At 70.3% G+C, this 11,517-nt stretch carries 14 protein-coding genes; 5 read left to right on the forward strand and 9 right to left on the reverse strand.

The features are described from left to right. Positions 1–268: 268 nt before the first annotated feature. Both AB0M95_RS39775 and AB0M95_RS39780 read right to left on the reverse strand, forming a co-directional pair. Positions 269–784, reverse strand: coding sequence for an HAD hydrolase-like protein (locus AB0M95_RS39775; RefSeq protein WP_363776568.1), 516 nt, complete (start codon positions 782–784; stop codon positions 269–271). Positions 785–1,009: 225 nt separating this feature from the next. Continuing rightward, positions 1,010–2,476 (reverse strand): Ig-like domain-containing protein, encoded by a 1,467-nt coding sequence (locus tag AB0M95_RS39780; protein ID WP_363776571.1) that lies wholly within the window; start codon positions 2,474–2,476, stop codon positions 1,010–1,012. A 447-nt stretch (positions 2,477–2,923) separates the two neighbouring features. Between AB0M95_RS39780 and AB0M95_RS39785 the strand changes: the two genes are divergently transcribed. After that, on the forward strand, positions 2,924–3,706 hold the full coding sequence (locus AB0M95_RS39785; RefSeq protein WP_363776574.1) for a MerR family transcriptional regulator: 783 nt from the start codon (positions 2,924–2,926) through the stop codon (positions 3,704–3,706). A 36-nt stretch (positions 3,707–3,742) separates the two neighbouring features. Here the strand turns inward: AB0M95_RS39785 and AB0M95_RS39790 are convergent, their stop codons facing one another. After that, on the reverse strand, positions 3,743–3,877 hold the full coding sequence (locus AB0M95_RS39790; RefSeq protein ID WP_363776577.1) for a hypothetical protein: 135 nt from the start codon (positions 3,875–3,877) through the stop codon (positions 3,743–3,745). A 34-nt stretch (positions 3,878–3,911) separates the two neighbouring features. Between AB0M95_RS39790 and AB0M95_RS39795 the strand changes: the two genes are divergently transcribed. Next, positions 3,912–4,265, forward strand: coding sequence for a CGNR zinc finger domain-containing protein (locus tag AB0M95_RS39795; RefSeq protein WP_363776580.1), 354 nt, complete (start codon positions 3,912–3,914; stop codon positions 4,263–4,265). Positions 4,266–4,493: 228 nt separating this feature from the next. On the opposite strand, the gene AB0M95_RS39800 is transcribed toward AB0M95_RS39795, so the two are convergent. Beyond that, complete coding sequence (locus tag AB0M95_RS39800) at positions 4,494–5,102, reverse strand: superoxide dismutase (protein ID WP_358526672.1); 609 nt, start codon at positions 5,100–5,102, stop codon at positions 4,494–4,496. Positions 5,103–5,367: 265 nt separating this feature from the next. Next, positions 5,368–5,853 carry a hypothetical protein gene (locus AB0M95_RS39805; protein WP_363776583.1) on the reverse strand — a complete coding sequence of 162 codons (486 nt, stop codon included), beginning with the start codon at positions 5,851–5,853 and terminating at the stop codon, positions 5,368–5,370. 157 nt (positions 5,854–6,010) lie between these two features. Between AB0M95_RS39805 and AB0M95_RS39810 the strand changes: the two genes are divergently transcribed. Next, positions 6,011–7,225 (forward strand): hypothetical protein, encoded by a 1,215-nt coding sequence (locus AB0M95_RS39810; protein WP_363776586.1) that lies wholly within the window; start codon positions 6,011–6,013, stop codon positions 7,223–7,225. A 493-nt stretch (positions 7,226–7,718) separates the two neighbouring features. Here AB0M95_RS39810 and AB0M95_RS39815 read toward each other — a convergent pair whose 3' ends face one another. The 3 genes from AB0M95_RS39815 to AB0M95_RS39825 are packed head-to-tail and all read right to left on the reverse strand — an operon-like array spanning position 7,719 to position 9,507. Further along, positions 7,719–8,474, reverse strand: a complete 756-nt coding sequence (locus AB0M95_RS39815; RefSeq protein ID WP_363776588.1) for an ATP-binding cassette domain-containing protein — start codon at positions 8,472–8,474, stop codon at positions 7,719–7,721. Continuing rightward, positions 8,378–9,322: an ATP-binding cassette domain-containing protein gene (locus tag AB0M95_RS39820; RefSeq protein WP_363776591.1), complete on the reverse strand. Its 945-nt coding sequence runs from the start codon at positions 9,320–9,322 to the stop codon at positions 8,378–8,380. Before AB0M95_RS39820 ends, AB0M95_RS39815 begins: the two co-directional genes overlap by 97 nt. Continuing rightward, the gene (locus tag AB0M95_RS39825; protein WP_363776594.1) at positions 9,319–9,507 is read right to left on the reverse strand and encodes a hypothetical protein; all 189 of its coding nucleotides are present in this window, start codon (positions 9,505–9,507) and stop codon (positions 9,319–9,321) included. Before AB0M95_RS39825 ends, AB0M95_RS39820 begins: the two co-directional genes overlap by 4 nt. 237 nt (positions 9,508–9,744) lie before the next feature. On the opposite strand from AB0M95_RS39825, the gene AB0M95_RS39830 reads away from it, so the two are divergent. Continuing rightward, positions 9,745–10,077, forward strand: coding sequence for a hypothetical protein (locus AB0M95_RS39830; RefSeq protein ID WP_363776597.1), 333 nt, complete (start codon positions 9,745–9,747; stop codon positions 10,075–10,077). Between the two features lie 364 nt (positions 10,078–10,441). Here AB0M95_RS39830 and AB0M95_RS39835 read toward each other — a convergent pair whose 3' ends face one another. Next, the gene (locus AB0M95_RS39835) at positions 10,442–11,029 is read right to left on the reverse strand and encodes a hypothetical protein (protein ID WP_363776600.1); all 588 of its coding nucleotides are present in this window, start codon (positions 11,027–11,029) and stop codon (positions 10,442–10,444) included. Between the two features lie 335 nt (positions 11,030–11,364). Between AB0M95_RS39835 and AB0M95_RS39840 the strand changes: the two genes are divergently transcribed. Further along, the coding region (locus AB0M95_RS39840; RefSeq protein WP_363776603.1) for a transposase at positions 11,365–11,517 on the forward strand (153 nt) is incomplete at its 3' end.

The following is an 11,517-nucleotide window of genomic DNA, read 5'->3' on the forward strand; positions in this document are numbered from 1 at the left end:
CCTCACGACCCCTTCGAGCCTGCTGTCCACATGGGAACGGGACGCGTTTCTCCGCGATTTCGGGAGCCGCCCAGAAGTATCCCCTCGGTAAGCGCGTTCGGCCGGTCGGCAACACTACGACCTCGGCCACGCCGCCCCCTTCCCACAGATTGCGGTCCAGGGCGTGCCGGGCGGGTGCGGCGTGCAGCAGGCCGAGATCGGCGAGCAGCGGCCGCTCCAGCAGCTCGCGCAGGTAGGGTGCGGCCTGGCGCAGGCCCGAATAGCGGGCCTATGCGGTGGCCTCCTCCAGCACCATTTTCACCACTGATGCTGTATCCGTGAGGTCCGGCAGAACTCGGAGAGCTCCGGCTTCGCGCAGTTCGTCGGCGGAGCTTCGGCCCGATGCCACCGCGATGACGGGTACACCGTTCTCGAGTGCGGCTTCTACATCGGCGGGGGTGTCCCCGATGAGCACAGCGTCCGAAGGAGTGACCGTCTCGCCAAGTATGGACGTAGCACGCCCGAGGGAAATACGGACCAACTCGGAACGAACATCGTCCCCACGAACGTCGAAATACACGGGGTCAGCATCGAGATGGAAGCCGGCGCTGCGCGTCGCAGACCAGATGTCGGGATATCGCGTGCGAATCTGCTCCAGGTGGGCGTCGCGCAGCGCGCGCAGGCCCGCGTAAATCTCCGCCTGGCGTGAGTAGTGCCGCGCCGGAGATCTCGACGTCGCCGCCTGGATTCGGACGGCATGGCGCGTGGCCGACCGTCCTCGGCGACCACTGGCGGCCGAAGGCACGCGCCGCACGCAATCCCGCTTCCCGCGGTCGGTGCGAGGGCCAAAGTTTCGGCAATGCCCAAGGGGCAGGCCTCGGCACGCCGGGACGGTCGCGGCACCCGTTGGTAGCGACCCGGCCGCCCGGCGGCGTTGGCCGGCATTGATGGCGAGCTGGACCTCTGGTCTCGTTACGGTTCAGCCCATTGCGCGATCTCCGTATGGGCGATGGTGAGGCGGTCGTTGGGGTCAGGGTGCGTAGGCGGTGATCTGTCTGGCTTGCCGGGTCGGTGTTGTTCGGGCTGGGCTCGGGCAGCGTGGGGTCTCGAAGACGACGCCGTCCAGGAGGTTGCCGGTCGCCGGGTTACCGCCTGCGGTCGACACCGACTGGAAGGAGAACCGGGTCACGGTCTGCCCCGGCGGGACGACGTAGGTCCCGGTGTAGCGGCGCCAGGCGGTGTTGCCGTCGGTGATATCGGGTGAGGAGGCTCCGGCGGGGGTCTGGGCGACGGTCGCGCCGGGGGCGCCGATGAGCACGTGCATCGTGTCGGTGCCCGCGACGCCCCGGTGATACAGCGACCAGGTCATGACGGTTCCGGGAATGGTGGGCAGGTCCTGGTACAGCGTGGAGAACATGTTGGCGTTGAGTTCGGCGAACTGCTGCCCGTCAGCCGATGGGACCCCGCCGTAGCCGGTGCGCCAGAACTCCACCAGGTTGTCGGTGGCGGTGGTGTGCCAGCCGATGGCCGGGTTGATCGAGGCGTCGGGGAGCATCTGGAACCCGGTCACAGGTGGCGCCTCGAAGCTGCCGTTGGCCAAGGTGACGGGTGTGTCGGTGCACGGGACGGTGACGGTCACCTTGGCGGTGGCGGTTCCGCAGGCGGTGGTGATGGTGTAGGTGAAGGTGTCGGTGCCGACGAAGCCGGGGGCGGGTGTGTAGACCACGGTGTTGCCGGAGATGGTCGCGGTGCCGCGGCCGGGGGCGGTGACGTTGCTGATCACCGGTGCGGTGCCGGTGTCGTTGGCCAGAACGGGCACGCTGACGGGTTTGCCCTGGGTGGTGGCGGTGTCGTCGGCGGCTGAGGTGGGCGAGATCGACTGGCCGCTGACGATCTGGATCGGCGGGGCGGGGGTGTTGTTCCCGAGCTGGCCCGGCGCGGCGATGACGCTGCTGATCCCGCTCGGCCGGATGGTCATGCTGCGTCCGACGGTGCCTTGGCGGACCCGGAAGGTGATGACCTTCGGTGACGGGTCGGTCTTGGTACCCGGCGAGGTGATCGTCAGGCTGTTGCCGCTGATGGTGCCGGCCCCCGACTGGTTGACGACATCGGCGTTGGCCAGCAGGGACGACAGGTCCCAGGTGGTGGTGTAGGTGCGCACCAGCAGCGGCCACTGCGCCGTGCGGTGGGTCAGGGTGAGGGTGAAGGTGCCGCCCGGCGTGATCTGCCCGCCCCACAGGGACGGAGAGGTGTCGACCGAGACCGACCCGCTGCCCAGCCGCATGCCGAGCGCGTTCTTCCAGTAGTAACTGACCGGGTAGGTCGCCTGCCCCTGCCGGACGCAGGGCGTGGAGGCGGTTCGGGAGACCGCGTTCGTCGCTGTGGTGGAGGCCTGCGCACCGGTCCGGGCGGCCACCATCTGCGTCCCCGATACGGCCAGCAGGGTCATCAAGGCGCAGGCCAGCGCGGTGGGCGCGGATCTGGGTCGTAGTGACATCAACACTGAACTCCGCTCTGTCGTGAGGGGTGTCCTCGTAGATCGACTTCATAGCGGACGCTACTATGTGCGTTCGATCAATCACCCAAAGTGCTGGATGCTGCGATCTCCGTGTCGCCCCCGGCATGACCGCGACCCGTGGAATCGACCCTCAGCTCAACCCAAGGTGCACGACACCTACGACGGCAGCCTCGGGACCCCGGGCCCTTCCTCGGCACCGAGACCGGCCCCATCGGCAAGCTCAAGGAGAAATTCACGTGATCGCGCAGGGGTGACCGGGCCGCGTCCCGGGCGGGCGGCTCACCGGCACCCGCCGCTCCGTAGCAGAGCAGCCCGTTCATGAGGACGCCGCGGAACACCGCTCCTCCTCCGCCTTCGGCGGCGCCTCCAACCTTGACACTGCCCTAGGGGCATGGTTTCCACTTGAGGCGATCGGCGATCCGGCCGGTGAGCGAACACACGGAGGAACCCGAGGTGGCGTGGAGCACCCGCCAGCTGGCCGAACTCGCGGGCACGACCCTGAAGGCCGTGCGCCACTATCACGAGATCGGGCTGCTCGACGAGCCCGCACGCACCTCGAACGGCTACAAGCAGTACGAAGTGCCCCACCTGTTGCGTCTGCTGCAGATCCGCCGGCTCGCCGACCTCGGCGTGCCGCTGAGCCAGATCCCGGCCATGAGCAGCGCCGACGCGAACCAGAAGGATGCACTGCAGGTGATCGACGCCGAACTCGCGGTCACCATCGAACGCCTCCAGCGCATCCGGTTGGAGATCGCAGCGCTCCGGCAGCATGGCACCCCTGCAGCCGAGCTCCCGGTCGAATTCGGAGCCATCGCGAACAACATGACCGAGACCGACCGGTCGCTCATCATGATCTACTCGCGCGTCTTCACCGACGACGCGATGCGCGCCTTCCGAGAGATCTTCCAAGTCGAGCGGAGCGAGGTCGACGAAGAGTTCGCCCAACTGCCGCCGGACGCCGACCTCGTGACCAAGCGCCGACTCGCGGAACGACTGGCCCCGGAGGTGCGGGAGCTCTACGCGAAGTATCCCTGGCTGCACGACCCTGACCTGCAGGCATCCCAGGGCAACCCCGCGCTCCTGCAGACCACGGTCAACCGTGCCATCGTCGAGCTCTACAATCTCGCCCAGCTCGAAGTCATCTACCGTGCGCATCTCCTGGCCACCGGGCAGACCGACGAACGACTCGACGTACGCGAACAGAGCTGACGAGCGACCGCATCAGCCCGAAGGGAAAGGGCGATTTCACACGATGATGACCGCGGTGACCGCCACCGAGATGCCGAACGTCAGCCACCACAGGCCCGCCACCCGGCGGGCGCCCTCACCGTGCTGGTTGAGCGTCGACTGACTCGACCGGCCGCATGCGGTCACCAGCATCAGGGCGGCGCCCAGTCATCAGCCGCAGGACGCCGTGAGTGCGCCCAGGTGGGTGAACTCGGCGGTGACCGGGCGGCCCGGTTCCAGTGGTGAGAGAGTCCCCGTCCCGGTGCCGCCTCCCGTGCTGGGCTCGTCGGGCCGGGAGCTCGCCGAGGTCCGGGCGCCCGTGCCCGCGTTGCTGTCAGTGATCGCCCGCGACGCCATCGACCTCGTCACCGGCCCCTACTCCCACCGCATCCGCGCGTGCCAGGGCCCCGTGTGCTCGGTCCTGTTCGTGGACCAGCCCCGGCCGGGCACCCGCCGTTGGTGCTCGATGAGGGGGTGCGGCGACTCTGCGAACCCTGCCGAATACCGCAGGCGTCACCGCGAGGCCGCGAAGGCGCGCTGACCAGAGGCGCTGCGCGGTCGAGCCATTCGTCGCTGCGGTTGGGCTGCGGCCACGGCGACGCGGCGTTCGTTGTTGAGCGCTCTTGTCGGGCGGGTGGTCCGGTAACGGGCGGCCGTCGATGATTGATCGTTGGTGGCTCGGCCAGGTTCGGCGCGACGGCCTGTGGTGGATAGCGCTCGGAAGGATTGCCCCGCGCGCACAGGCCGTCGCGGTCAGAAGGGGCCTGGGTCAGGCCGTGCCACCGCGTGCGGCGTCGAAGCGGGAGATCACGTCGGTCCAGTTGATCAGGGACCAGAGCTTTTCGACATAGTCGGGGCGGACGTTGCGGTACTGCAGGTAGTAGGCGTGTTCCCAGGCGTCGAACACCAGCAGCGGGGTGGTGTTGGCGCCGACGTTGCCGTGGTGGTCGTAGACCTGCTCGACCACCAGGCGGCGGCCTAGCGGCTCCCAGGCCAGGACGCCCCACCCGGATCCCTGGACGGTGGAGGTCGCGGTGGTGAGCTGCTTCTGGAAGGCCTCGAAGGACCCGAAGTGCTCGGTGATGGCGTCCGCGAGCGCGCCGTCGGGACGGTCACCGCCGTCCGGGGACAGGTTCTGCCAGAAGATCGTGTGCAGGACGTGCCCGGACAGGTTGAAGGCGAAGGTCTTCTCCAGTCCGACCAGGCCGCCGAACTCGCTCTTGTCGCGGGCCTCGGCCAGCCTGTCCAAGGTGTCGTTGGCGCCCTTGACGTAGGCCGCGTGGTGCTTGGCGTGGTGCAGCTCCAGGATCTCTCCCGTGATCGCCGGCTCCAGGGCGGCGTAGTCGTACGGCATATCCGGCAGCGAGTACTGACCCATCAGTCTCTCCTGAGCCTCGGTCATCCTCTATTGCATGCTTATTGCAACTACCTTAGTAGTGCAGGAGGGCTGATCGCCAAGGAGGCCGTGATGTTTCCGGGACAGGAGAGCCTGTACGCGCCGATCGGCGATCGCGAGGCCACCACCCCGGATCCTCTCCGACCTGGCCATCACCCAGCTCCTGGCCTGGTGGGCGGATGCAGAGGGGACGATCCACCGCCTGGAAGCGGCCGAACCGCCCGCCTGAGGACGCGGTGAACCGCCCTTACCGCCGACCGGCGACGGTCGCCATCGAGGCGAGGTCGTCCAGCGCTCGGCCCAGGTGTGGGTGTGCGGCGAGGGCATCGCGCACGATCGGGTCGGTCGCCTGGAGAAACGCCAGGTGGCGGATCGCATGGGCCGCGACGTTGTCAACCTCGATGTGATCGGGCGTAGGAGCGGCGGGGGCCGACCCGGTGGCCAGGCGCGGGTCGGTCAGCGCGACGGCGGGCAGGGCGGGCGCGGGGTCGGGGCAGACGGCGTAGGTCAGCACGACCTGACCTTCGGGCCGGTAGCGCCAGCTGGTGGAGTGGACGACGGTGTGCCGCGCGTCGGCGGGTACGCGCGAGACGCGGCGGGCGGCCTCGTCCGGGCTTTCCCCGTGCCCAGGAGAGGTGGTCAGGCGGCGATAGGCCCAGCCGCCGGTGGAACTCACGCGGAGCAGCAGAACCTCGACCGCGACGGGCGGCAGGACGGCGGTGTGATCGTTCATGTACGTTCCGTCCCGTTCCGGTCCCACGAGCGGGCTTCCCACCAGCCCCTTCAGTTGCGAAGAGTATGCAAGAGCAGCCTATATGCATTACTGCTCTTGCGCCGAACCCGGCCGTGTGCGTGGCTTTTATCAGGCCAGGCAAGGAGGCGCGGGCACGATGCGAGATCAGCCGGGAGCGCTGGCGCTGATGGGATCGGGCGAGACGAGCCCCACCATGGTCGAGGTCCACCGCTCGCTCGTGCGGCGTCTCGGGCATGCTCCCCGGGCCGTGCTGCTGGACACCCCGTACGCCTTCCAGGAGAACGCGGCCGACATCTCCGCCCGCGCCCGCAGGTACTTCGCCACCAGCGTCGGCCTGAGGGTTGAGGTCGCGGGCCCGGGTGACATCCTCGGCCGGCCCGACTGGGTCTTCTCCGGACCGGGCAGCCCGACGTACGCGCTGGACCGGTGGTCGGCCACGACCCTCGCCGCCGACCTGCGCGCGCGGGTCCGGGCGGCCGCCGGCGTGACGGTGCTCGCCTCGGCGGCGGCCTGCACGGCGGGGATCGCCGCGGTGCCGGTCTACGAGATCTACAAGGTGGGCGCCGAACCCCACTGGCGAGAAGGACTCGACCTGCTCGCGCCGCTCGGACTCTTCGCGGCCGTGATCCCGCACTACGACAACGCAGAAGGCGGCACGCATGACACCCGGTACTGCTACCTGGGCGAGCGGCGGCTGTCCCGGATGGAGAAGGAACTCCCGGACGGCGCCGCGGTCCTGGGCATCGACGAGCACACGGCCGTCATCTTCGACCTCCACGTCGGAACCGTCGAGGTACGCGGGCGGGGCGGGCTGACCGTGCGGCGCGACGGCGCGCAGACCATCCTTCCCTCAGGGGTGACGGTGGACATCGCCGACCTCCGGGACCTCGCCCAGAACGCCAACGGGTCGACGATTCCGTCCAGTCTCGCCGTCGTGGCGCCGGACCCCGGACACGCCGGCGGCGGCGAAACGCTGGGGGAGGCGATGCGGGCGTGCCAGGAGCGTTTCGACTCCGCCCTGGACCGGCGCGACGTCGACGCGATCATCCAGGCCGTACTGGACCTGGAGTCCGAGATAAACAAGTGGGCGGCCGACACCGAGGAGGACGACGGCGGTGTCGAGCAGGCGCGCGCCCTCCTGCGCGGCATGATCTCCCGCCTCGCACGCCTGGTCGACCTGCGCGATCCCCGCGAACGGCTGGCCCCTCTCGTGAACCCGCTGCTGGCCTTACGCGGCGAACTACGGGTCGCGGGCGCGTACGAATTCGCCGACACCGTCCGCGACGCCCTCGCCCGCGTCGGCGTCACCGTCCAGGACACCCCCGACGGCCCGCACTGGTCCGCATCCTGACCCTCGAGACCGGGGCCGCAGGGTGGTCTCGCGTTGGGTCGGCGACTGAGGAGTAGACATGTCTTCCACCGAGGCGCGAGAACTTGTGGCCGGCGCCGAAGGATGCCTTGCGGGAGGCGCGGCGCAGTGTCGCCAGGATGGCCGGGCCGAGGACGATGATGGCGATGGTGCATGAAGAACACCGTCTCGATGCCCGCGGTGCCCGCGCCGAGGGGCCTGAGCGCGGCGTTGACGGCAGACAGGACGCCGAGCATCGCCAGCGCCTTGGAATCCATGCCGCCTTCGGAGAACTCGGCGAGCACGACGATGATGAGGACGGGCAGGATACCGATGAAGATGAACGGCGCGTCGGGCGCGTGCTGCATGGTCTGCGGCTCGACGCGGACGAGCAGCGGCCACACGAACATCAGCCCGGCGATGGACGCGAGCGTGAGCACGGCCGCCGACCGCAGGCCGACCCGGACGGCCGGTGTCCCCTCGGTGGCCGGCGTCGTCATCGGGCCTCCTGGGGGAGTGCTGCGCGGACGGCGGCGACGGTCAGCCAGTCCGGGCCGAGGATCTTCGCGACCTGCGGCGCGAACGCGGGTGAGCCGCCGAGCACGTCCCGGGCCGGGCCGTCCGCCACGATCTCCCCTTCGGCCATGACGACGACGCGGTCGGCCACGGCCGCGACGAACTCCACGTCGTGGGTGGCGACGACGACGGCGCGTCCCTCAGCGGCGAGCTCGGCGATCGTGGCGGCGAGCGCGGTCTTGGCGTCGTAGTCGAGGCCGCGGGTCGGCTCGTCGAGCAGCATGACCGGCGGCGACGCGGTGAGCTGCACGGCCAGTACGAGCGCGAGGCGCTGCCCCTCGGACAGATCGCGCGGGTGGGCGTCCGGGTCGATGCCGGGCGCGAGCCGGTCGAGCAGGGTCCGGCATGACCCGGGTGCGGCCTTCGATTCGTGGTCGGCGGCGGAGCACTCGTCGGCGACCCGTTCCAGGTACAGCAGGTCCCCGGCGGTCTGCGGGACCAGCCCGACGAGCGCCCGGGCCCGCGCGCTCGGCAGCCGTCCCGGGTCGGACCCGGCGACCGTGACCGTGCCGCCCTGGCGCGGTCCCGAGCCCTGCAGCGCCCACAGCAGCGAGGACTTGCCGGAGCCGTTGCGGCCCATCAGCGCGAGCACCGCCCCTTCGTGCAGGTCCAGGTCGATGCCGCGGACGGCGACGGTCTCGCCGTACCGGACCACGACGTCGCGGCCGGTGAGCACCGGCGCCCCGGTCGTGCCGGGAGGAACGTCCGGAACGCGGGGCAGCGCCTCGCGCCGCGGCCCGGCGCGCCTGCGGGCTTCCCGGACGGACAGGGGCAGCGGCTCCCACCCGGCGAACAGGCCCAGCGCGACGATCGGCGGCCCGATCGGCATGTCCCGGAGCACGGCGGCCGGCGGGCCGTCGACGAGGGTTCCGTCGCCCGGCAGGTACAGCATCCGGTCGCGAACGAGACCACGCGTTCCATCCGGTGCTCGGCGAGCAGGACGGTCGTGCCGAGGTCGTGGACGAGCCGCGCGAGCGTCGCGAGGACGTCCTCGGCGGCGGTCGGGTCGAGCGCGGAGGTCGGCTCGTCCAGGACCAGCACCGGCGGGTGCATGGTGAGGACCGAGCCGATCGCGACGCGCTGCTGCTGCCCGCCGGACAGGGTGCGCAGGGCCCGGCGGCGCAGGTCGGCGATGCCGAGCAGGTCGAGGGTCTCCTCGACCCGGCGGCGCATGACGGAGGGCGGCAGGCCGAGCTGTTCCATGCCGTAGGCGAGTTCCTCCTCGACGGTGTCGGTGACGAACCCGGCGAGAGGGTCCTGCCCGACGACCCCGACGAGATGGGCGAACTCGCGCGGCGGATGGGACGCGGTGTCGGCGCCGCCGACCGCGACAAGACCTTCGAGATGGCCCCCGGTGAAGTGCGGGACGAGCCCGTTGACCGTGCCGAGCAGGGTGGACTTGCCTGCGCCCGTCCGTCCCGCGACGAGCACCAGCTCCCCTTCGCCGATCGTCGCGCCGACGCCCGTGAGCACGGGATCGGCCTGCCCGTGGTACCAGAAGGAGACGTCGTTCAGCTCGATCATGCGGCCACCTTCTCCGGGAGCACCCCGGCCGGGACGTGCGAGAGCTCAGGCGGCGGGGTGAGGAACGCCGGCAGCGTCCCGGCGAGCACCCCGCACAGCGGAGCCCACGACAGCATCGGCCACGACAGCTCGATGAGTGACGGGTTGAGGTTCGTCGGGTCCACGCTGGACGTCGCGAACAGCACGACCGCGGGGTGGTGCGCCGGGCGGGAGCCTGTGCGGCGGGAGAGCCGGGGTTCGCGCGTGGAGCGGGAGCTTGCGCAGTGGGGGAATCGGAGTCGCTGTGCGGAGCCGGGGCCTGCGCGGCCGGGGAGTCAGGGTTGGCGCGCGGGGCCGGATCCTGGGCCGCAGGGGAGTCGGTGCGAGGAGCGGGGTCCTGCGCCGCGGGCGAATCGGGGTTCGCGCGCGGCGCGGGATCCTGCGTGGCAGGGGGATCAGGGTCCGGCGAGTCCTGCCGGGTGTCGCCGCCGCCCGGCCTGGGCTGGACCGCGCTCGGGTCGTTGGACGTGGGAGCGGGCTCGTCGCGGGCGTTGCACGGGCCGCCTTCCGTTCCGGGACGGACCGCGGCGATCCGTGGCTTCGGGTTGGTGTCGGCGGTCGCGTTCAGGGAGAACGACCAGCCCTCGAAACCGCCCGGGACGAAGTCGCGGTTCTTGACGCCCCACTGGCTGTACTTCCAGGCGCAGTTGTTGCCGGCGTGCCAGTACGACCAGTACCCGGCGGCGGGCGGCGTGTCGATGCACGCTTCCCGGTAGCCCTCGTTGCCCTTCACCGGTATCTGCTCCACGGCCGATGGGCGGTTCTCGATCCGGCAGATGAACGCCTCGCCCCACCGCCGCACCCCGTCGATCTGGAAGCCCGCGCCCTTCAGGGCGTCCAGGCCGGTGCCGCGTTCCCGCTGTGGGTCGCAGCGCACGATCGTCGTGCCGCCCAGCCCCTGGAAGTCGACGACGACGGTGACGCCGTTGCCGTCCGGGCAGAACCCCGGCAGGCCCCGGGACGGGTCGATCGCGGACGCGCCGGCCGGCGCCGGGTGGACGGCGACCAGCAGGACGGCTGCCGCGGCGAATACCCGAACGGCGCGCAGGGCCGTCCGGGTGCCGCGGATGGACGGTAGCGTCACTGGACCGTCAGTGTGGCCGTGTTGTACACGGTCCCGCCGGTACCCGTGGCGCTGATCGTGTACGTGTAGGTGCCCTTCGCCGTCGGCGTGATCGTCTTCGTGCCGCCGGGGACGGCCAGCGCGCCCGACCAGGAGCCGCCACCCGTCGCCGGCGTGACCGAGAACGCGGTCAGCGAGGTCGCGTTCGTCGACGTCCACGTCAGCGACGTGCTCTGACCCAGATTGATCTTGCGGTCCAGGTCGTCCACGGACAGGTTCACGGTCGGGTTGTTCGGACTGACCGCCGGGTTGTTCGGAGTGACGCCGGGCGGCGGGTTCGAGGTGGCGGTCTTGTTCAGCGAGAACGACCAGCCCTCGAAGCCGCCCGGGACCACGTTGCGGTTGGACGCGCCGTAGCTGCTGTACGTCCACGTCGTGCCGGCGCCCGTGGCGTGCCAGTACGACCAGTAGGCGGCCGCCGGCGGGGTGACGACGCACGCTTCGTGGTAGTTCGGGTTGCTGGTGATGGGGATCGATTCGGCGGCCGAGGGGCGGCCCTGCAGCCGGCACACGAACGCCAGCCCCCACTGCACGACGCCCGTCACGCTGATGCCGGCGTCCTGAATGGCCTGGATGCCGGTCCGCTGCGTGCCCGGCGTGGGGTTCGGGGAGCAGCGGGTGACCGTCGGGCGGGTGTGCCGCCGTTGCCGTCCAGTTCCTGGAAGTCGATGACGATGGTGACGCCGGTCAGGGCGTCGGCACCGGTGCAGATGCCGTCATAGCCGGCGGCGTGCGCCGGCGTCTGCACGGCGACCGATAACGCGGCTGACACGACGAGGCCGCAGAGTCCGGCGAAGATCCTTCTCGCGTGGTGTTCCCCTTAGAACTCCTAACAAAATGATCTAGGAATAAGGTTGATCACCTTCAGGTTGATCACCGCGTGAGAAAGGGCGAGCAGCCACCGTGGATCGTGTCCGACGAGTTGTGGGCACGGATCAAGCCGTTGCTGCCGGTCGTGCCACGCCGCACCGACCATCCTGGCCGCAAGCGTCTGGATGACCGGAAGGTCCTGTCCGGCATCTTGTTCGTGCTC

Source organism: Sphaerisporangium sp. NPDC051017 (assembly GCF_040683095.1).
Taxonomy (GTDB): domain Bacteria; phylum Actinomycetota; class Actinomycetes; order Streptosporangiales; family Streptosporangiaceae; genus Sphaerisporangium.

Coding starts and splice junctions, on each gene's coding strand:
- AB0M95_RS39780 (WP_363776571.1), bottom strand. CDS start 2,476: ATGTCACTACGACCCAGATCCGCGCCCACCGCGCTGGCCTGCGCCTTG.
- AB0M95_RS39790 (WP_363776577.1), bottom strand. CDS start 3,877: ATGCTGGTGACCGCATGCGGCCGGTCGAGTCAGTCGACGCTCAACCAG.
- AB0M95_RS39800 (WP_358526672.1), bottom strand. CDS start 5,102: ATGGGTCAGTACTCGCTGCCGGATATGCCGTACGACTACGCCGCCCTG.
- AB0M95_RS39805 (WP_363776583.1), bottom strand. CDS start 5,853: ATGAACGATCACACCGCCGTCCTGCCGCCCGTCGCGGTCGAGGTTCTG.
- AB0M95_RS39810 (WP_363776586.1), top strand. CDS start 6,011: ATGCGAGATCAGCCGGGAGCGCTGGCGCTGATGGGATCGGGCGAGACG.
- AB0M95_RS39820 (WP_363776591.1), bottom strand. CDS start 9,322: ATGATCGAGCTGAACGACGTCTCCTTCTGGTACCACGGGCAGGCCGAT.